This is a genomic window from Allobosea sp. GW821-FHT03A12 (assembly GCF_058986765.1).
Map to the genome: position 1 here is coordinate 227,377 of NZ_JBYSVZ010000003.1, position 19,070 is coordinate 246,446.

General features: G+C 68.5%; 14 protein-coding genes. 2 read left to right on the forward strand and 12 right to left on the reverse strand.

Going from position 1 to position 19,070, the window contains the following annotated elements:
* The first annotated feature begins 3 nt into the window (after positions 1-3).
* Positions 4-1,278: a formyl-CoA transferase gene (gene frc, locus AC3WLC_RS08865; RefSeq protein WP_493683558.1), complete on the forward strand. Its 1,275-nt coding sequence runs from the start codon at positions 4-6 to the stop codon at positions 1,276-1,278.
* Positions 1,279-1,486: 208 nt separating this feature from the next.
* Here the strand turns inward: frc and AC3WLC_RS08870 are convergent, their stop codons facing one another.
* Genes AC3WLC_RS08870 through AC3WLC_RS08895 form a run of 6 tightly spaced genes read right to left on the reverse strand, consistent with a single transcriptional unit; the run spans position 1,487 to position 7,210 of the window.
* The gene (locus tag AC3WLC_RS08870; RefSeq protein WP_493683559.1) at positions 1,487-2,353 is read right to left on the reverse strand and encodes an ABC transporter permease; all 867 of its coding nucleotides are present in this window, start codon (positions 2,351-2,353) and stop codon (positions 1,487-1,489) included.
* A complete protein-coding gene (locus AC3WLC_RS08875; protein ID WP_493683560.1) occupies positions 2,350-3,294 on the reverse strand; it encodes an ABC transporter permease in 945 nt (314 codons plus the stop codon). Before AC3WLC_RS08875 ends, AC3WLC_RS08870 begins: the two co-directional genes overlap by 4 nt.
* Positions 3,291-4,421 (reverse strand): NAD(P)/FAD-dependent oxidoreductase, encoded by a 1,131-nt coding sequence (locus AC3WLC_RS08880; protein WP_493683561.1) that lies wholly within the window; start codon positions 4,419-4,421, stop codon positions 3,291-3,293. The genes AC3WLC_RS08875 and AC3WLC_RS08880 overlap by 4 nt, the downstream gene beginning before the upstream one ends.
* Complete coding sequence (locus AC3WLC_RS08885) at positions 4,418-5,818, reverse strand: FAD/NAD(P)-dependent oxidoreductase (protein WP_493683562.1); 1,401 nt, start codon at positions 5,816-5,818, stop codon at positions 4,418-4,420. Before AC3WLC_RS08885 ends, AC3WLC_RS08880 begins: the two co-directional genes overlap by 4 nt.
* On the reverse strand, positions 5,815-6,111 hold the full coding sequence (locus AC3WLC_RS08890) for a (2Fe-2S)-binding protein (RefSeq protein ID WP_326872579.1): 297 nt from the start codon (positions 6,109-6,111) through the stop codon (positions 5,815-5,817). The genes AC3WLC_RS08885 and AC3WLC_RS08890 overlap by 4 nt, the downstream gene beginning before the upstream one ends.
* Entirely contained in the window at positions 6,092-7,210 is a 1,119-nt protein-coding gene (locus AC3WLC_RS08895) for an NAD(P)/FAD-dependent oxidoreductase (protein WP_493683563.1), read from the reverse strand. The genes AC3WLC_RS08890 and AC3WLC_RS08895 overlap by 20 nt, the downstream gene beginning before the upstream one ends.
* A gap of 90 nt (positions 7,211-7,300) precedes the next feature.
* On the opposite strand from AC3WLC_RS08895, the gene AC3WLC_RS08900 reads away from it, so the two are divergent.
* Positions 7,301-8,224 (forward strand): LysR substrate-binding domain-containing protein, encoded by a 924-nt coding sequence (locus AC3WLC_RS08900; RefSeq protein WP_493683564.1) that lies wholly within the window; start codon positions 7,301-7,303, stop codon positions 8,222-8,224.
* A 155-nt stretch (positions 8,225-8,379) separates the two neighbouring features.
* Here AC3WLC_RS08900 and AC3WLC_RS08905 read toward each other — a convergent pair whose 3' ends face one another.
* From AC3WLC_RS08905 to bcsN, 6 genes are all read right to left on the reverse strand, one after another.
* Positions 8,380-9,930 (reverse strand): ABC transporter substrate-binding protein, encoded by a 1,551-nt coding sequence (locus AC3WLC_RS08905; RefSeq protein WP_493683565.1) that lies wholly within the window; start codon positions 9,928-9,930, stop codon positions 8,380-8,382.
* A gap of 146 nt (positions 9,931-10,076) precedes the next feature.
* Positions 10,077-12,254: a tetratricopeptide repeat protein gene (locus AC3WLC_RS08910; protein WP_493683566.1), complete on the reverse strand. Its 2,178-nt coding sequence runs from the start codon at positions 12,252-12,254 to the stop codon at positions 10,077-10,079.
* Complete coding sequence (locus tag AC3WLC_RS08915; RefSeq protein WP_493683567.1) at positions 12,245-13,264, reverse strand: family 8 glycosyl hydrolase; 1,020 nt, start codon at positions 13,262-13,264, stop codon at positions 12,245-12,247. The genes AC3WLC_RS08910 and AC3WLC_RS08915 overlap by 10 nt, the downstream gene beginning before the upstream one ends.
* Positions 13,261-15,594, reverse strand: coding sequence for a cellulose biosynthesis cyclic di-GMP-binding regulatory protein BcsB (locus tag AC3WLC_RS08920; protein ID WP_493683568.1), 2,334 nt, complete (start codon positions 15,592-15,594; stop codon positions 13,261-13,263). The genes AC3WLC_RS08915 and AC3WLC_RS08920 overlap by 4 nt, the downstream gene beginning before the upstream one ends.
* Positions 15,595-15,710: 116 nt before the next feature.
* Positions 15,711-17,894 carry a UDP-forming cellulose synthase catalytic subunit gene (bcsA, locus tag AC3WLC_RS08925; RefSeq protein WP_493683569.1) on the reverse strand — a complete coding sequence of 728 codons (2,184 nt, stop codon included), beginning with the start codon at positions 17,892-17,894 and terminating at the stop codon, positions 15,711-15,713.
* Between the two features lie 24 nt (positions 17,895-17,918).
* Complete coding sequence (gene bcsN, locus AC3WLC_RS08930) at positions 17,919-18,737, reverse strand: cellulose biosynthesis protein BcsN (RefSeq protein WP_493683570.1); 819 nt, start codon at positions 18,735-18,737, stop codon at positions 17,919-17,921.
* Positions 18,738-19,070 lie beyond the last annotated feature (333 nt).

Consider the following 19,070-nt stretch of genomic DNA (forward strand, 5'->3'; position numbering starts at 1 on the left):
AAAATGCAAGCGCTCGAAGGCGTCAAGATTCTCGACTTCACCCATGTCCAGTCGGGCCCGACCTGCACGCAGCTCCTCGCCTGGTTCGGCGCCGACGTGATCAAGGTCGAGCGTCCCGGCAGCGGCGACATCACGCGCGGCCAGCTTTGCGATGTGCCGGATGCGGACAGCCTCTATTTCACGATGCTGAACCACAACAAGCGCTCGATCACGCTCGACACCAAGAACCCCAGGGGCATGGAAGTGCTCTGGGAGATGGTGAAGATCTGCGACGTTCTCGTCGAGAATTTCGCTCCCGGCGTGCTCGACCGCATGGGTCTGACCTGGGAGAAGATCCACGCGACCAATCCCCGGCTGATCGTCGCCTCGGTCAAGGGCTTCGGCCCGGGCCCCTACGAGGATTGCAAGGTCTACGAGAACGTCGCGCAATGCGCCGGCGGTGCCGCCTCGACCACCGGCTTCCGCGATGGCGTTCCGCTCGTCACCGGCGCCCAGATCGGCGATTCCGGCACCGGCCTGCACCTCGCGCTCGGCATTGTCACGGCGCTCTATCATCGCACCCATTCCGGCCTCGGCCAGAAGGTCGACTGCGCGATGCAGGACGGCGTGCTCAACCTCTGCCGCGTCAAGCTGCGCGACCAGCAGCGCCTCGATCATGGCCCGCTCAAGGAGTACAGCCAGTTCGGCGAGGGCCTGCCCTTCGGCGATGCCGTGCCGCGCGCCGGCAACGATTCCGGCGGCGGCCAGCCGGGCCGTATCCTGAAGTGCAAGGGCTGGGAGACCGATCCGAACGCCTACATCTATTTCATCACCCAGGCTCCGATCTGGGAGAAGATCTGCGACGTGATTGGCGAGCCGACCTGGAAGACTGACCCGAACTACGCCAAGCCGCCGGCGCGCCTGCCCAGGCTGAACGAGATATTCGGGCGCATTGAGCAATGGACCATGACCAAGACCAAGTTCGAGGCCATGGACATTCTCAACGAATACGACATTCCCTGCGGGCCGATCCTGTCGATGAAGGAGATCGCCGAGGAGAAGTCGCTGCGCGAGACTGGGACCGTGGTCGAGGTCGATCACCCGAAGCGCGGCAAGTACCTTTCGGTTGGCAACCCGATCAAGCTCTCGAACAGCCCGACCGTGGTCAAGCGTTCGCCATTGCTCGGCGAGCACACCGACGAGGTGCTGCGCGACGTGCTGAAGCTCGATGAGGGCCGCATCACGGCAATCATCGAATCGGGTGCCACCGGCGCGTTGATGCGGACAGCAGCAGAGTAGCTGCTCGAAGCGTCCGGTGACCTGTTGGGGTGGCGCCTCGACCATGAGGCGCCACCCTTGTCCTGTCGGGGGGCGGGAACTGGGTTATACCTCCCTTGATCCGGCCGTTGCCGATGGCCCCGTGTGGCCGATCCTCATTCTCGTAGCTGAGCCAGGCCTCAATCTTGAGGACTCAGATCTCGGATCACGCGCAGATCACTCCCGCCCGTCAGCGCGACCGCGAGCGCGGATCGGAGGCATCGCGCAGGGCATCGCCGAGCAGGTTGAGCGCCAGCACCGTCGCGAGGATGGCGAGGCTCGGGAAGACCGCGAGCCACCAGGCATCCAGGATGTTCTCGAAGCCCTCGCGGATCATCGCGCCCCAGGTCGGCGCCGGCGGCGGCACGCCGAGGCCGATGAAGCTGAGCGAGGCCTCGGTGCGGATCGCCGAGGCCAGCCAGAGCGAGCTCATCACCACCACGTCGGAGATCATATTCGGCAGGATGTGGCGAGTCATGATCCGGAAAGGCCCACAGCCATAGGAGCGGCTCGCCTCGACGAAATCGCGCTGGCGCAGCGTGATGGTCGGAGCCCTTGCGACGCGGGCGAAGGGCGCGACCTCGGTCACCGCGATGGCGATGATCAGGTTTTCGAGACTCGCGCCGAGCATGGCGGCGATCATCAGTCCGAGCAAAAGGGTCGGGAAGGCGAGCAGCACGTCGAGCACGCCCATGACGAGCTGATCGAAGACGCCGCCGATATAGCCGGCGAGCACCCCGATGGTGGTGCCGACCAGCATGGCGATCAGGATGGCGACGAAGCCGACGAAGAGCGAGATGCGGGCGCCGTAAATCAGGCGCGAGAGCACGTCGCGACCATAGGAATCGGTGCCGAGCCAGAATTCGGCGGAAGGCGGCTCCAGCCGCGCCACGATGTTCTGTTCGAGCGGATCATGCGGCGCGAGCCAGGGCGCGAACAGCGCGATGCTGACGATCAGTGCCAGCAGGACGAGCCCGACCCAGGCGAGCCGGTTCTGCGTGAAGGCGAGCCAGAGCCCGCCGGGCTGGATCGCGACGGGGGTGTCGGCGGCGCTCATGAGTATTTCACCCTGGGGTCGACGAGGCCGTAGGCGAGATCGGTCAGCGTGTTCACGACGATCACGCAGATCGCGAAGATGATCATCAGCCCCTGCAGCAGGGTGTAGTCGCGGGCATTGAGCGCGCCGATGATCAGCTTGCCGAGGCCGGGCCGGTTGAAGATGATCTCGGTCAGCACCGAATTGCCGATCAGCGTGCCGAAATAGAGCCCGACCACGGTGATGATCGGGATCAGCCCGTTGCGCAGGGCATGGGTGACGACGAGCTGGGCCGGGCCGACGCCCTTGGCGCGGGCGGTGCGGATATAGTCCTCGGTCAGCACGCCGAGCATGGCGGCGCGGGTCACGCGCATTACATAGGCGGTCATAATGATACCGAGGTTCAGGGCGGGCAGGGCGAGCGCCCGCATCCGCTCGACGAAGCTGCCGGCGCCGCTGGTGTTGCCGAGCACCGGGAACCAGTTGAGCTGGATCGCGAAGACGATCAGCATCAGGATGCCGGAGACGAAGGCCGGGAAGGACAGGCCGACCAGCGAGACGACGCGCGAGACATAGTCGACCCAGCCATTGCGGCTGAGCGCAGCGGCGACGCCGAGCGGCAGGCCAAAGACGAGGCCGATCGTGATGGCGGCGACGGTCAGCTCGATCGTCGAGGGCAGGACGAGCAGCACCTCGCGGATGACGCTGCGCCCGCTCGACAGCGACTGCCCGAAATCGCCGGTCAGGATCTTGCCGAGGAAGGCGAGGTACTGGACGTGGACCGGCTGGTCGAGGCCGAGTTTCTCGCGCAGCGCCGCGAGCGAAGCGGCGCTGGCCTGGTCGCCGAGGATGACCGAGGCGGCATCGCCCGGCACGAGCCGCACCAGCACGAAGATCGCGGTCAGCATCACGAACAGAGTGGGGATGGCGAGCAGGATGCGCCGGACCAGATAGCCGATCATGCCACCGCCCTTTCCTGCATCAGCCGCCCGGGCGCGAAGGCGGCGATCTCCCGGCGCGTCCGGCCCTCGGTGACGAGGTCGGCCAGGATCGATCCGACCACCGGCACCAGCTGGAAGCCATGGCCGGAGAAGCCGAAGGCATGGACGAGGCCGGGCGCATTCGGCGAGAGGCCGATCACCGGGACGTGGTCTGATGTCTCCGCCTCGATGCCGGTCCAGCAGCGGGCGATGCGAACGCCCTGCACCGCCGGGAAGAGATCGCTGGCGGCGCGCGCGCCCCGGGCAAGGTTGCGGAAATCGACGGTGCTGCGCTCGCGGTCGAGATCGGCCGAGCCCTGCAGGCCGCCGCCGATCACCAGCGTGCCCTGATCCGATTGCTTGAAGGAGAGCGCCCGGCCGACGACGCTGACGACGGGATCGAGCAGCGGCGCGAGCCGCTCGGTGACGATCATCATCGAGGCGCGCACGCCGAGCGGAATGGCATCGCCGAACAGGGCCGCGAGCCGTCCGGCCCAGGCGCCGGCGGCGTTGACGATCTGGGGCGCGCGAAAGTGGCGGTCGCCGCAGATCAGCAGCCAGTCGCCGCTTTGCCGGTCGACCGCCTCGACGCCGCAGCCCTCAGCGATGGTGACGCCTTCGGCCTCGCAGCATCGGCGGAAGGCGGCGATAGTGCGGTGCGGGTCGGCGGCGCCGTCGCGCCGCGCCACCAGAGCGCCGACGCAATGCGGGCTCAGCGCCGGCACGAGGCGATGCAGTTCGGCGGCGTCGATCAGCTCCTCATGGCTGTAGCCGAGGGCGCTGGTGCGCGCCTGCCGCTCGATCAGGGCTGGCATATGTTCGGCTTTCTCGGCGACACGCAGCTGGCCGTGGGCGTGGAAGCCGCAATGGTCGCCGACGATCGTCTCGATCCGGTGCCACATTTCCATGGCTTCCAGCGAGATCGGGATCTCGGCGATGTCGCGGCCGAGGGTGCGCACGCCCGCCGCCGTGGCGCCGGAGGCGTGGCGGCCGGTCCAGCGCCGCTCGACCAGCGCGACCTTTCGGCCGGCGCGGGCGAGGTGCAGCGCAGCGGAAAGGCCGTGCAGACCGCCGCCGACCACGACCACGTCGAATGCGGCCTCGCTCATGCTGCCGGCTCCTGCTCGTCGAGACTGGCGAGCTCGCCGAGGGTCACCGGCTTCAGCGGTGGCCTGATCCGGTAGAAGCCGACCTCCTCTACGGAGCGGCCCTGCGCCGCGGCGACGATATGGGCCATGCTGTAGCCGCATTGCCGGCCCTGGCAGGGCCCCATCCCGACGCGGGTGAAGGCCTTGAGCTGGTTGGGGCCGGGCCGCCCTTCGACCGCACGGGCGCGCAATTCGCCGGCCGTGACCTCCTCGCAGCGGCAGACCAGTGTGTCGTCCGGCGGCACATAGAGCTGCGGGCGCGGCGCATAGAGCGCGTCGAGGAAGGGCCGTAGCGCAAGCGCGCTGGTAAGGGCATTGCGCTCGGTCGCAGCGGCGGTTTCGGCGGTGGCATCGTCGAGCCGGCCAAGCCTTGCAGCGATCCGCAGCGCCGCGAGCCGCCCGCGCGGTTCGGCCGCCTCGGCCCCGCCGATGCCGGCGCCATCGCCGGCGACGAAGATATTGGCCTGCGAGCTCTCGCCCCAGGCGTCGAGCACCGGGACGTAGCAGTGCTGACCGGCATGCCATTGAACAGCACAGCCGAGCGCCAGCGGCGCATGGATGTTCGGTACCACGCCCTCATGCACGAGCAGCACCTCGGCGGGAACCTCGGCCTCGCGCCCGTCTTCCGTGCGGTAGCGCAGGCGCTGGAGGCAATCCTCGCCCTCGGCACGTAGCTCGGTGACATGGCGGATGATCGGGATGCCGGCACGGCGCAGCGCCAGTGACCAGGATAGGCCCTTCAGGAGATCGCCGAGGCGACCGAGACCCTGCGGCAGGTGACGGAGCGCGGTTCCGATGCGCCCGCGCGGCGTGGTGTCGAGGAAGCCGGCGATGCGGCCGCCCGTGGCCAGAAGCTGGGTCATGTAGAGCAGCGGCAGCGGTCCGCAGCCGGCGATCCAGACCGGCTTTTCCGGTACGGAATCGGCCGTCTTCAGCAGGATCTGGGCCGCGCCGACTGTCAGCACGCCCGGCAGCGTCCAGCCGGGAAAGGGCGCGGGCCGCTCCTGCGCGCCGGTGGCGAGGATGATCGCCTCTGCCGTCACGGTTCGGGCCTTGCCGCCTCGCGTGACGAAGGCGCGAAAGCCCGGCTCGATCTGCCAGAGCTGGCTTTCCGGCTCGTAGAGCGCACCACAGGCGCGGAAGGCCGCGGCGCGCTCGGCGCCGGAAAGGTAGCTCTCGCCGAGCCGCCTGGCGCGGGGCGTCGCGGCGACGGTCTCGATTCCCCGCCAGATCTGGCCGCCGGGCGCCGGCTGGTCGTCGACGACGCGGACGGAAAGGCCGTGGCGGCGGGCGGTGACGGCGGCGGCCATGCCGGCTGGGCCAGCGCCGACGATCAGGAGATCGCTGTGCTCGCTCATGCCGACAGGCTCCTGCGGCCCTGCTGGCGGGCGATGCGCATGCCGTTGGCGACTGGCGTCAGGCAGCTCTGGACCGAGCCCTGGCCGTCGATCTCGACCAGGCACTCGAAGCAGACGCCCATCATGCAATAGGGCGCGCGCGGGCTCTGCGAGACCGGTGTCGTGCGGCTCCAGCCTTCCTGCTGGCGCAGCAGCACCGCGGCGACGCTTTCGCCGAGCTCGGCCGCGACGGGGCGCCCGTCGATGAAGATGGTGACCGCCTGCGGCCCCGGATCATGCAGCTTGCGGAACATCGAATCGACTCTGGTGGAAGGGAGAAAGGCGCTCGGGCAGCGCGCCTGCGGCGATGGCGCAGGCGAGTTCCTCGGCGTGGAAGGCGGCGAGCGTCACGCCGGAATGGCAGAGCGCGACGAAGGCGCCGGGATGGCTCTGCGACTGCGCATAGATCGGGTAGCTGTCCGGCGTCATGATGCGCAGGCCGGCCCATTGCCTGATGAGGCCGACCTTCGCCAAGGCAGGGACGATCTGCACGGTCTTGCGGCTGAGCCGTGCCGCCGCCTCGCCGGTGGTCGAGACGTCGTAGCCGGGATCGTCCTTGGTCGCGCCGATCATCACCGTACCCTCGCCGGTCTGGCGCAGGCCGCTCGCCGGCAGCGGCAGGAAGGGAGCGAGCCGCTCGGTGACCAGCACCTGGCCGCGCTCCGGCCGTAAGGGGACGTCGAGACCGACCTGACGCGCCAGCTCGGGTGAGCCCAGTCCGGCGGCGATGACGATCCGTGCCGCTGTCAGCGTCTCGCCGTCGAGCACGAGCTTGAAGTCGGTGCCGACACGCTCGATCCGTTGCACCCGGGCGCGATGGCGTAGCGCGCCGCCATGGCTGAGGACGCCGGCATGCAGCGCCGCCAGCAAGCGCAAGGGATTGGCGTGCCCGTCGCGCCGGCCGAAGCTGGCACCGGCGACATCCGGCCCGAGTGTCACCTTCGGCAGTAGCTTCGCCAGCGCCGGGCGGTCGAGCATCTCCCAGTCCGGCTCGCCGTCGCCGCGCTGGTTATGGAGGCGCAGCAGGTCGAGCTTGCGCTTCTCAAAGGCTTCTTCGCCCAGGCAGAAGGCGAGGCCGCCATTCTGCTCATAGGTCAGATCGATCGCCGTCTCGGCTTCGAGCTGGTCGGTCAGGCCGCGCCAGAGCGCGATGCTGTCGCGGGTCAGGGCCTGGTAGGCCGGCATGCCCAAGCCCTTGCCCTGCAGCCAGACCAGCCCGAAATTCGCCCGTGCCGCGCGGAAATCGCCATCGTCGCCGTCGAGCAGCAGCACCTTCTGCCGTCCGCGGGCAAGGCCGTAGGCGATGGCGGCGCCGACCGTTCCCCCTCCGATGACAATGATGTCCGGCCGCATGAAAATCCCTTTCGCCCTTTGACGTTAGGGAGCGACATTGTATTTCGTCAAAGTCGTTTTTCTCTGCACTCTATTCCCAGAGGTTATGCCATGGTGAGGCGGCTCAACCTGCGCCAGGTCGAGGCTTTCAAGGCGGTGATCGAATACGGCACCGTCAGCCGCGCGGCCGAGATGATGAACGTCTCGCAGCCGGCGATGAGCAAGCTGATCGCCCATCTCGAAGAGGATACGGCCCTGCGCCTGTTCGACCGGGTCAAGGGCCGGCTGGTGGCGACGCGGCGCGGCATGCGCCTCTATGAGGAGATCGACCGGATTTTTGCCGGCGTGCGCCAGGTCGAGAACGCGGTCGAGGCGATCCGCCGCGACGAGCAGAGCCGTCTGCTGATCGGCGTGATGCCGGCGCTCTCCGGTTCCTTCATTCAGGAGGCGACCTCGCGCTTCCTCGCGCGGCAGCCGGGCGTGTTCTGCTCGGTCCAGTCGCGCAGCTCGCAATGGATTTCCGATGCGCTCGTCACCCACAGGCTGGACGTCGGCCTGATCATCGCCCCGGTCGACAACCCTTATGTCGCAGCCGAGCCGATGATGGGCCACCCCGTGGTCTGCATCCTGCCGCTCGGCCATAAGCTGACGGAGAAGGAGGTGATCACCCCGCGCGATCTCGCCGGGGTGCCGTTCATCTCCTTCGATCCGGAAAGCCATACCCATCGCAGCATCAGCCGGGTGCTCGAAGGCCATGGTGTCACGCCGGAGGTGGTGATGGTCGCGAATGTCTCGCCGACCTTGTGCGAGTTCGTTGCGGCCGGCGTCGGCGTCTCGCTGGTGCATCCGCTGATCGTCGGCGGCCTGCGCGACAAGATCGCGATCCGCCGCTTCGAGCCGGAATTCCAGCTCGACTTCCAGCTCTGCCGCAACCGCGACAGCCGCAATGCCAGGTTGGTCGCCGCCTTCCTCGAAAGCGCGCGCGAGGCGGCGGCGGAAATCTCGCGGACGATCCTGACGCCGAATCCGGGCTGACCGTCGCCCTTGATCACTACCCGATCAGCCTGAACCGTCATTGCGAGCGAAGCGAAGCAATCCAGGAGGGCTCGCTCTGCCGCCCCTGGATTGCTTCGTCGCTTCGCTCCTCGCAATGACGGCCCTGCGGACAGAACAATCAGGAATGCTTCGCCTCAGCGCACCTTCAGCGTGGTCTTCTCCGTGATCGGCGGGGCGAGGTTGAGCGCGCCCTTCAGCTCATAGCCGAAGTCGAGCTTGTCGCTGCGGGCCCAAACCTGGCGCAGTTCGAACAGCGGGATCGCGCAGACATCGTCCATGATCTTGCGCTGCGCCTCCTTCCAGAGGGCCTTCTGTGCGTCGGCATTCGGAGCGACACGCGCTTCCTCGATCTCCTTGTCGGCGATGGCGCAGTGCGAGAAGTTCGTCGCCGCGGTCGGGGTGTTGACCGTCGCGCGCGAGTGGAAGAACTCGCTGAGATAGGTGTCGGCGATCGGAAAGCGCGCCGCGCCGTAGAAGACGAGCCCGCTCAGGTCCTTGCGGCTCTGGCTCTGATAGGTCGCGTGGTCGACGACCTGCATCTCCAGCTTGATCCCGGCCTTGGCGAGCTGCGCCTGGATGATCTCCATGAAGGGCTGCTGCGCCGAGATGTTGGAGACGATCGCCTTGATGGTGATGCCGTCCTTGTGGCCGGCCTCCGCCAGCAGCGCCTTGGCCTTGGCCACATCGAAGCCGTAGCGGACGGTGCAATCCTCGCCGAGATAGCCCGGCGGCACGATGGAGCAGCCCTTGGGGCCGACATCCTTGCCGACGAAGCGCACGAGGTCGTCGACATTGACCGCGGCGGCGATGGCGCGGCGTACCCGGATGTCGTCGAGCGGCGGCTGGCTGCGGTTGATGTGCAGCAAACGGTATTCGCCGGGCTGGAAGATCTCGACATTGAAGCCGGGGCGCTTGCGGGCGGAATCGACCCAGCGCTGCTCGCGCTTGGCGTAGAACAGGTCGAGCTCGCCAGAGGTGAAGGCGAGCTCGCGCGCGCTGTCCGAGGGGATGGCGCGCATCATGATCGTGTCGATCTTCGGCTTGCCGCGGAAATAGTCGGGATTGGCGGCGAGCTTCACATATTGCTGCGTCACCTGCTCGACGAAGGTGAAGGGGCCGGTGCCGACGGGCTTGGCGCCATAGCGGTCGCCGAGCTCCTCGCCGGCCTTGCGGCTGACGATGTTGCCGCCATGGTAGTTCGAGACGCGGCCGAGGAAATTGACGTCCGAGTATTTCAGCGTGACCCGCACAGTGAGGTCGTCGACCTTCTCGACCTTGTCGATCGCCGAGAAATCCGAGGAGAAGGTCGAGCGCTTCGGATCGGCGGCGCGCTGCAGCGAATAGACGACGTCTTCGGCGTCGAGCGTGCCCCAGTCGCCATGGAACTTGACGCCCTTGCGCAGATGGAAGGTCCAGACCTTGCCGTCCGGCGAGGTCTCCCAGCGCTCGGCGAGATCGGGTTCCAGGTCCTTCGGATCGGCGCTGCCGGGCTTGAAGCGGACGAGGCCGTTATAGAGCCAGCCGACCAGGGCCTTGTCGTCGGTCGCGCTGGCGCGGTGGGCGTCGAGGGTCGAGACATTGCTGGCGCCGGAGCTGACCCGCAGGACCGTCTCCTCGGCCAGGGCCTGCCCCTGCAGGCCCGCAACCAGCATCAGGCCCGCAAGCCCGGCGGCATGCATCTTCATGGTTCGATCCCCTCGTTCCTTGTTGGCGCGATAGTGGGGACCGTGATCCCAGTCTGTCCAAGTCGAAATCGGGGATAGGCTATTCGTCAGGGTTATGGCGAAGGTCGCGTTCATCGCGCCATCGGTCGACCGCCAGGTGGGCTGGCTCAGTAGCGATTGCGCTGGGTGGCGTCGCGGATCGCCGTCAGGCCGGACATCGCCTGTGGCGAGCCATTGGCACGGTAGAGCGCCTGGAAGACCTGCGCGGCATCGTCGAAGCGGCCGAGATTGAAATAGGACCAGCCGCGCATCAGCATCAGGTCGGTGCTTTCGGAGGCATAGCGGCCCCGAGCGCCGAGCGTGAGCAGGGCACCGTTGAAGTCCTTGGCGTCGTACTGAGCATAGAAGCGTTCGGCGAGCAGCAGGCTCTGCAGTTCCTTGCGCCGCGCCGGGGGCAGGTTGGCACTGGCGGCCGCGGCGCCGGCCTCGGCCGTCAGCCCCTGCTGGAGCTTCGCATAGGTCTTGCCAGCGGCGGCGTCGGCCGCGACCTGCGCATCGCCGCTGCGCATCGCCGCCGCGAAGGCTTCTGCCGCGGCGGCCGGGCGCTTCAGGTTGAGCAGGCACCAGCCACGCTGGAGCGCGGCCGCCCCGTCCGTGCCCGTGCCGCAGGAGCCGCTGCGCGGGCGCTCGGCTGCGGGGCGGCGCGCCGCCACAGCCGGAATGTCGTCTTCGTAGCGCATCGCCGGCGCGGGCTCGGTTCGAACGAAGCGACGTGGCGCCCGCTCGACCGGTTCGGGTACCGGGGCTGTCCGTGCGGTTGGCGACGTCTCCGGGAGCGGTTGGGCTTCCCGCTCGGGGGCTGGGGACCGCCTGCGCGCCGGATTCAGCAGATCGGCGATGCGCGGCGAGCGGTTGCGCCATTCGGCGATGATGGCGCGTAAGGCCGCCAGGTCGCGCAGGCGCTGATGCACCAAGGCGAGGCCGTAGGCGGCCGGCTCGTAGTTGCGATCCCAGGCGAGGGCGGTCTCGAACCAGGTTTCGGCCGGGGCGATCTGGCCGGAATTATAGGCATACCAGCCCAGCGCGGCGCCGCCGGGCGCATAGCGATCGACGCCGACGGTCCTGGCGATGCGCTCGATGACGGCGCGCTCAAGCCGCGGCGCCGGCTCCTGCGCGATCAGCGCGGTCGCGACGTCGAGATAGGCCTTGCGGTTCGCCGGGCCGGCTTCGAGCCATTGCGCTCCGAGCGTCTCGGCCTCCTGGTATTTCTGCTGCGCGCCGAGCGCGAGCACGGCTCCTTCCGCCGCCTTGGCGCCGCCATTGCGCGCCAGCGCGGTCTGGAACCAGGTCACGGCCTTGGCCGCATCATTGTGTCGGAAGCTGTAGAAGCCGAGCAGGATCGCGTCGTCCGGCGTCGTCGCGGCGTTGGCGAGCGCCTCGATGCGCCGGAGCTCTTCGGGCGTGGCGGTCAGGCTGGGGTCTTCCGCTGCCTTGCCGATATGGCGCCGCGCGATCTCGTCGCGAATGCTCGAGAACTCGTTCTGCTTCTCCTGCGCCAGCAGGGGGCTGACCAGCGTCTCAGGCAGGCTGGCGAGCGCCTTCTGCATGGTGCCGACGCGCTCGGCCGCGTTGGTGCAGTTCGTCAGCACATAGGCATAGGCGTCGCGCGCCCGCTCCGGCGCGCCGGTCTGGACGAAGGCCTCGGCCACGCGCCAGAGCGCGTCGACATTGGCGCAGGTCAGCAGTGCCGGCGTCTCGGTGCCGATCCGGATCACCTGCTCCCATTGCTTGGCATTGGAGGCGTTGACCAGGCGCAGGCTGGCTTCAGCCCGGTCAAGCTGGGCGGTGAGGTCGGCCGGTGCCTGCCAGTTCGGATCGGCGCTGCTGCGCTGGGCGATCGCCGCGCGCGCCTCGCCGAACTTGCCCTCGGCGAACAGCTTCCAGACCCGTTCCAGCTCGGGATCGCCGGTCGGCAGCGACGCGCTCAGATCGGTCGGCGGCTTCCATTCCGGATAGAGCGCGCGCAGCCGGGCGAGTTCCGCCTCATAGCGGCGGGTGTCGCCTTGGCTGGCGAAATAGCGCAGCGCCGTCTCGTCGACTCTCTGCGGCTGCCCGGCCGGTGCGGCCGGGCGCCCCGGCGCGGCGGGAGCCTGAGCCAGCTCCGTCTCGGTTTGCCCGGCCGCGGGCAAGGCGGGTTGGCTGGGATCGGGATGCGTCTCGGCCTGCGCCTGCTGCACGGCCGGCACCGGCGCCTGCGGCCAATCGAGGTCATGGCCATAGCGGCCGAGCGCATAGAAGGCGGCGCCGGAGGCCGCGACTGCGATCAGCGCGGATTTCACATGCATTGCGGATACCTCTCACTCAGCATCGAGAGGGCGAGCAGGTGCAGCGTCGACGGGTAATAGAGCGTAGGCTCGAAGGTCTTCAGCTCGGCCGGGACCGGCGTCCGGTCGAGCGCGCAGGCCATGGCGGCGTTCAGGATGCGATAGCCGACGTCCGGCAGCGGCTCGACCGGCTTGCCGTTCGTCACGTCGATCACCGCCGTGCCATTGGCCCAGGCTTGGCGGAAGGGTTCGAGGCGCTGCTTGTCGGCAAGGCCGGCGCGCAGGAGATAGAGCGGGATGCGCAATGCGTTGTAGCCGAACTGGGGCGGGAAGCCCTCGGCCGGCTTTGGCTCGCCCCTGATCGAGAGCCAGTCGGCAGCCGGCGTCTTGCGCTTGGCGAGGTCGTCGAGCAGCTTCAGCCCGCTGGCCTGCACCTGCATCCAGCTCTGGTCGCCGGTGAGCTTGGCGAGGACAGGGAAGGTCTCGAACACCCAGTAGGACGGGTTGACCACCGGTCCGTCCGGTCGATCCTGTTCCGAGAAGCCCTTTGCCGCCGGCATCAGCCAGGTCTGGCCGCCACGCTTCAGCAGGGCGACCTTGGCGAGCGAGCGGGCGATCTGGCGGGCCGCATTGGTGTAGGCCGGCATCGCCCAGCGCGTCCCGGCGCAGGCGAGCGCTTCCGCGATCAGGAGGTCGCCGTCGCTGGCATTGTTGATGTCACTGACGCGCGGCGTCGCCTTCGGATCCCAGCGCCAGGCGGCGAGCCCGTCGTCGCGGATCAGCAACTCGGTCCGGGTGAAGGAGAGGATGCTGGCGAAGCTGCCGCGATCGCCGGCGAGGCAGGCCAGCAACAGCCCGTAGCCCTGGCTCTCGCTATGGCTGATGCCGCCATTGGCATCATCGACGACGCGTCCCTCGGCGGTGACGAACTTCTGCCGGTAGAGCTCCCAGGCGCCGGCCGGAAGGCCCGCCTGCGCAGCGGGGGCGAGGCCGAGCAGGATCGCGGTGAGGGCCGTGCGCAACCGTCTCATGAGCGCCTCCCCAGGCGGCCGAGCATCAGGGAGGTGCCGATGCCGAGGGCGATGCAGGCCCCCAGCAGGGTCAGCGCGTAGATGCCGATATTGCTCGACATCCAGTTGGCGAAGACCAGGCGCATATTGGCCAGGCTGAACGCCCGGGTCATGACGAAGGAGGTGCTGTCCGCCGAGATGACGTGATTGTCCTGCCCGCTGCGGAAGGTGGTGACCTTGCCGGCCATCCCGGCCCAGTTGCCGGGGGTGACGAGCCTGTCCACGGCCTTCTCCAGGCTTTCCTCCTGGCGCGCGACGAAGGCGGTCCAGACCTGGCGCGTATCGGGATCGACCGCCTGGGCGGCGATCAGCTCGGCGCCCTCGGCCGGCTCATAGAGGCTCGGCGCCCGCGTTGGCGTGCGCAGCTGCGCGAAGGAGAGGTCGAAGGTCCGCTGCAGCCACTGGTCGAAGCCGATGAAGTAGCGGGCGAAAGGGCCGCCGAACGAGCCGCGCCAGCGGTCGCGGATCGCCTCGGTCGTCGGTGCGCCGCCGCCCGAATCCTCCGGCGTCGTCTGCCGGCCCTGGAAGCGGTTGATCACCGCGTCGAACACCGCCGTGCCCTCGGTTTCCGGCACGACGACGACAGCGTCCGCACGCTGCGGCCAGGTGTTGCGGACATTGTCGGCGATGCCGACGCGCGGCAGCAATCCGGCAGGCAATTGTCCGGCGGCACCGACGATCAGGGCAGGGCGGCTGCCGATGGTCGCAGCGCTGCCGACGAGGTCGATCGGCAGCGGCCGGTCGGCGCGCTGGGCCAGCCGCGCCAGCAGGGTCGCGGCCGCGCCGAGATTGGGCAGGTCCTGCCGGCCGACGATCAGGCCGACATGCGCGGCGATCGAATAGGGGAAGCCGGTGCCGGCCACGGCGGCGAGATTGGGGCTGACCCCGATCTTGGCGAAGTCCGGAATCGCCAGCGTGGTCGTGTCGAACAGCGCGAAACGGTTCTTGCCCGGCAAGGTCGCTCCCGGTCCGCAAGCGAGATCGGACCGCGTCAGCGTGACGGCCTCGAACCAGACCTCGTTGATCCCCGGTCGGAAGTGCCGGAGCGGGATCGGGATCGGCGATTGCTGGAAGAGCCCGCCATTGGCGCCATTGAGCGGCACGGTCGCCGCGACATTGCCGTTAACGAAGATCTCGACGCGGCTGGCGCCGGGAAGGACCTCCTCCGCATAGGCGCCGTCGAGATAGAGCGTCGCCTCGCCATAGGCATTGGCGTAGAAGTCGCCGGGCATGGCGATGACGGCGCGCACACGCATGCGTCGGCCGGAGGATTCCTGCGTGGCGACCCCGAGCTCCGAGAAGCGCAGCATCTGCTGGTCGGAGATGAAGGGCGCATCGGGCACGTGCCAGCTCGACGTGTCCATCGTCTTGCGGTTGATGTTGGTCGGCCGCGAGACCGGCCCGGTCAGGAGCTTGGCGACGATCGCCTCGAGATCCGGCCAAGTCTCGCCGGTGACGAGCAGGGTCGCCGGCCCGAGCCTGGGATTGGCGATGAAGCCGAGGAAGCTGCCGGCCCCGGCCTCGGCCGGCAATGTCCCGAGCAGCTCGCGCACTTCCTTGGTCGTGCCGAGCAGGACGGTCAGCACGCCCGGCCGGATCCGCTCCGGCAGGCGTTCGGAGACCCTGACGGCGGCCTGGCTGTAGCGGCCGCGCAGCGCCACCCCTTGCGCCACCGCGAGGATGCTGTTGGCGGCTACGGCGCGCGTCGCGCCCGGCGCGACGATGTGGATCGTCGTCTGCCCGCTCTCGTCGCCGCCGACGGCCGGCAGGTCGTCGATGCTGCGCAGGCGTGATTGCTGCGCCGGATTCCTGAAGGAGAGGCGGGTGCCGGCGCCGTCGATGCGCGTCCACAGTTCATAAGTCGAGGCGATCGTGCAGTCGGTGCGGTGGCGCTGCACGGCCTCGAAGCGGATCGTGTTCTGGCCGGGCCTGAGCAGGCCCTTGCGGATCGCGGTGGAGGTCCGCTTCAGGCGATCGGCGGAAGCGATGGGCGCTTCCATCACGCGCTCGCCGTTGATGCGCACCGTCAGGCGCGAGACCTCCGGCATCACCACCAGCGCGTTCTGGAAGGCGACGTCGAGATTGAGATCGGCGCTGGCCTCGTCCTGGGTCAGGTGAAAGGCCCAGCTGCGTGCATCGCTCTCGCCTTCGAGAGCGACGCGGGCGGCCGGCAGCAGCGGCTTGAAGGCGAAGCTGGCGGGAATCGCGGGCGCGGCCGGTGTCGCTGCTGCCGGCGGCTTCGGCTCGGCCGGGCGAGAGACCGGCGGCTGCTGGGCCGGCGGCGCGATCATGAACGGCGCCGGCTCCGGCGATGGCGTCGCCGGAGTCTCCTGGGCCCGCGGACCCAAGCTAAGCCCCCCGATCGGGAGGATCACCGCGGCGGCGAGGATGGGCAAGAGATGCGTTCTCATTCCGCCGCCTTCCGCTGGGTATTGGAGCGGGCGAAGCGGTAGAGGCCGAAGAAATAGGACAGGCCGCGGCTGGTCTGGAACACGGCGATCCGCAGGAAGCGCAGCGTGCCGTAGACGACGCCCATGTTCTGGCGCCGGGCCTTCTGGAAATCGCTCCAGATTCCGGCGTCGGAGAAGCAGAGATCGGCGATGATGCGGCTGTGCAGCGGCTCGCTCGGCTCGTAGCGGCAGCCGAGCACCAGGCCCCTCTCGTCCGAGGCGTGGCGGACGACGCGCACGGGCAGCGCTCCCGGTGGCATCGCGATCGAGGTCTGGAAGGCGATCTCGCCTTTGCTGTTCACCGGCAGCGTGTCGAAGCCCTTGGACAGGATCCGGACGGCGACGCCGTCGACGGAGACGTTCTCGGTGATGATCGGCGCGGTGCGGCCGTCGATGCTGATCTCGCCGCGGCGCTTCACCGGGAAACGCCGGGCGCCGCGCCCTTCCGGCCGCTCCGAGACCACGCCGAGGGCGCAGCCCGCCATCAGCAGGTTGAGGATGTTCCAGAGCCCGACCACCAAGGTGGTGTCGGCGTTGTAGGGCTGGGTGATGGTGCGCCAATAGGTGGCGACGACGCCGAGCGCCAGCACGGCGAAGATGATGAAGAAGGGCAGGCCGAGCTCGGAAATCCGCCGCGTCCCAAGCTCCTCGCTCTTGGCGGTGACCTTGAAGGTCGGTTTGCCGGGGTTGAGCAGCACCGAGACCACCGCCGGCAGCAGATAGACCGACTGGATGAACTCGTAGAGCTCGGAGATCCACGGCCAGCGATAGCGGCCATAGAGATAGTTCTGCATCATCAGGTTCACCGCCATGTAGCTGAAGACGTAGGCGATGAACTCGGCGCCCGAGGCGGTGAAGATCTCCAGCCCGAAGAACAGGTAGAACAGCGGCGCCACCAGGAAGGTCAGGCGCACGAAGGGGAACAGCCAGAACAGGGCCGAGGACGAGTAGCACAGGCGCTGCGGCAGCGAGAGGCCGCTCTTCAGCATCGGGCGATGGTAGATCAGGATCTGCATCATGCCCTGCGCCCAGCGCGAGCGCTGGCCGATGAAGCTCGCGAAAGTCGCGGGCTGGAGCCCGGCGATCAGCGGCTTGTCGACATAGATGCTGTTCCAGCCGGTGGCGTGCAGGGTGATCGCGGTCTCGGCGTCCTCGGTGATGCTGCGGCCGGAGAAGCCGTTCGTCGTCTTCAGCGCCGTGCGGCGCAGCACCGCGGCCGAGCCGCAGAAGAACGAGGCGTTCCACTTGTCGAGGCCACGCTGGATGATGCCGTAGAACATCTCGTTCTCGGACGGCATCGCCTTGAAGGTCTTGAGGTTGCGCTCCAGCGGGTCGGGGTTGATGAAGAAATGCGGCGTCTGGACCAGGAACAGCTTCGGGTCCCTGTCGAAATAGCCGATCGTCTCGGTCAGGAAGTTACGCGCCGGCGCATGGTCGGCGTCGAAGACGACGACGAGGTCGCCGCTGGAATTGGCGAGGCCGTTGTTGAGGTTGCCGGCCTTGGCGCTGACATTGCGCTCGCGCGTCAGATAGGTGACGCCGAGGCCCTCGCAGAGCGTCTGCAGGGCCGCCCGCCGCTCGCGCGCGGCGCTGGCCGCGACGAAATTGTCGGCATTGCACTTCTCGTCGGTGCCGCCGTCGTCGAGCAGGTAGACGGTGAGCCGGCCGGCCGGATAGTCCATGGCGAGCGCGGCCGAGAGCGTCGTCGCCAGGAGCTCGGGCTCTTCGTTGTAGGACGGCACGAAGACGTCGACGGTCGGGGCATCGGCGGGGATCGGCGGCGCGCTCTTGCGCCGCGGCAGCGGCATCGCCACCACGAACAGGCTGAGGAACAGCATGCCGATATTGTAGAGCTCGGCCAGATAGAGGATCAGCCCGGGGATGAAGTCCTCGAGCTGGTTGACCGGCGGCAGCGTGCTCGTCGTGCGCCAGTAGACATAGCGCAGCACGATCGCGGTGCCGAGGCCGAGCGCGATCAGGCGCCAGACGCCGTATGGCCGCAGGAATTTGAGCAGGATCATCGCCCCGACCACGATCGTCCCGGCGATCAGATGCGCCTGCAGGCTGATCGGCAGCGAGATCAGCGCGACCACGATGGCCGTGGCGATCGCCCAGAAGATGACGTAGCTCGCGGTTCGCATCGGCTTTCGGGACGCTTCGCTCTCTCAGGGTGTCGTGGGCGGCGGGGGAACGGTCGGATATCCGGCCAGCGGCCTGTCCGGGACGGGTTGCGCGTCCCGGGGGTGTTCGGTCTCGATTTGCGGCTCCCGCAGCGGTCGCGGCCGGGTGGCGCGCCGGAGCTTCGGCGCGTCCTCGGCTGAGGCCTGCGGCAGCGGGTAGATCGGCGCACCGGCCTGGCCTAGCCCCGGCGCAGGCGCCGGTGCGTCCCCCGCCGGGCTCCAGCCGCTGCGCCGCAGGGAGGCGTTGAGCGAATACTCGTAGGCGAGGCGCAGCAGCGAGGCTTCCGTCGCCTTGGGATCGCAGATGCGCATGCGGACCGAGACAGCGCCCGATCGCGGCCGGAAGACGCTGTCGCCGTCGGCGATGCGCTGCCAGGCATAAAGGCAGGCCTCGCCGCCGCTGCCGCGGCCGAAGGCGTAGCCGAACGGCCCGTATCTGTTCTGGACGAAGACGGCGGAGGGCGCCATGGCGACACCCGGCAGGCGCTCCTCCATGTCCTGCGCCACGGCGAAATCGTCGATCCCCGGCAGCTTCAGCAGGTTGCCCTCGACGCCGGTGCTCTCCGGCAGGTCGGCGGCAGTGAAGAAGGCGACCTGGATCGTGTTCTCGCCGGGCGTGCGGCCGCGCGTCGCCAGCGAGATCGTCTGTGCGATCGCGTTCTCGTAGCCACGCTGGGTGACGCCGATGATCGGAGGGCTGCCGGGCGGCAGGGCGATCATCGCACGGCCCGGCTCGACGGAGAGCCAGCGCGTCGCCGTCACCAGTTCCGATTCGGAAAGTCTCTGCTCGCCGCAGCCGGCCATGGCCAAGCTCAGGCAGCCGGCCGCGACAGATATCGCTGCCCGCCTCTGCGCTGGGGGGCGCCGTGCGGAACGTATGGCTGGACCCTGCCCTGCGACGTTCATCGGCGCGCCGGTCCGTGTCTGGTCGGCATCGTCATCTGTTGACCATCGATTAATAAAGGTTAACGCGACCTTACCGTCCCGCTACCTGCTGGAAATGTGGCCTGAGCACCCGATTCCTGGGCGCAATACAGATGATTCGCGCGGTTATTCCAACCGCCGATCATGCCGGGAGGCTGCGCGTCGGGGCCGCCTGCGCGCCCATGCGGAGTGATTCGGGACGCGTAGCTACGG

Bases quoted from the DNA above. Each gene is read 5' to 3' on its own strand.
- frc (WP_493683558.1), top strand. From the start codon at position 4: ATGCAAGCGCTCGAAGGCGTCAAGATTCTCGACTTCACCCATGTCCAG.
- AC3WLC_RS08870 (WP_493683559.1), bottom strand. From the start codon at position 2,353: ATGAGCGCCGCCGACACCCCCGTCGCGATCCAGCCCGGCGGGCTCTGG.
- AC3WLC_RS08875 (WP_493683560.1), bottom strand. From the start codon at position 3,294: ATGATCGGCTATCTGGTCCGGCGCATCCTGCTCGCCATCCCCACTCTG.
- AC3WLC_RS08880 (WP_493683561.1), bottom strand. From the start codon at position 4,421: ATGAGCGAGGCCGCATTCGACGTGGTCGTGGTCGGCGGCGGTCTGCAC.
- AC3WLC_RS08885 (WP_493683562.1), bottom strand. From the start codon at position 5,818: ATGAGCGAGCACAGCGATCTCCTGATCGTCGGCGCTGGCCCAGCCGGC.
- AC3WLC_RS08890 (WP_326872579.1), bottom strand. From the start codon at position 6,111: ATGTTCCGCAAGCTGCATGATCCGGGGCCGCAGGCGGTCACCATCTTC.
- AC3WLC_RS08895 (WP_493683563.1), bottom strand. From the start codon at position 7,210: ATGCGGCCGGACATCATTGTCATCGGAGGGGGAACGGTCGGCGCCGCC.
- AC3WLC_RS08900 (WP_493683564.1), top strand. From the start codon at position 7,301: ATGGTGAGGCGGCTCAACCTGCGCCAGGTCGAGGCTTTCAAGGCGGTG.
- AC3WLC_RS08905 (WP_493683565.1), bottom strand. From the start codon at position 9,930: ATGAAGATGCATGCCGCCGGGCTTGCGGGCCTGATGCTGGTTGCGGGC.
- AC3WLC_RS08910 (WP_493683566.1), bottom strand. From the start codon at position 12,254: ATGCATGTGAAATCCGCGCTGATCGCAGTCGCGGCCTCCGGCGCCGCC.
- AC3WLC_RS08915 (WP_493683567.1), bottom strand. From the start codon at position 13,264: ATGAGACGGTTGCGCACGGCCCTCACCGCGATCCTGCTCGGCCTCGCC.
- AC3WLC_RS08920 (WP_493683568.1), bottom strand. From the start codon at position 15,594: ATGATCGCGCCGCCGGCCCAGCAGCCGCCGGTCTCTCGCCCGGCCGAG.
- bcsA (WP_493683569.1), bottom strand. From the start codon at position 17,894: ATGCGAACCGCGAGCTACGTCATCTTCTGGGCGATCGCCACGGCCATC.
- bcsN (WP_493683570.1), bottom strand. From the start codon at position 18,737: ATGGCCGGCTGCGGCGAGCAGAGACTTTCCGAATCGGAACTGGTGACG.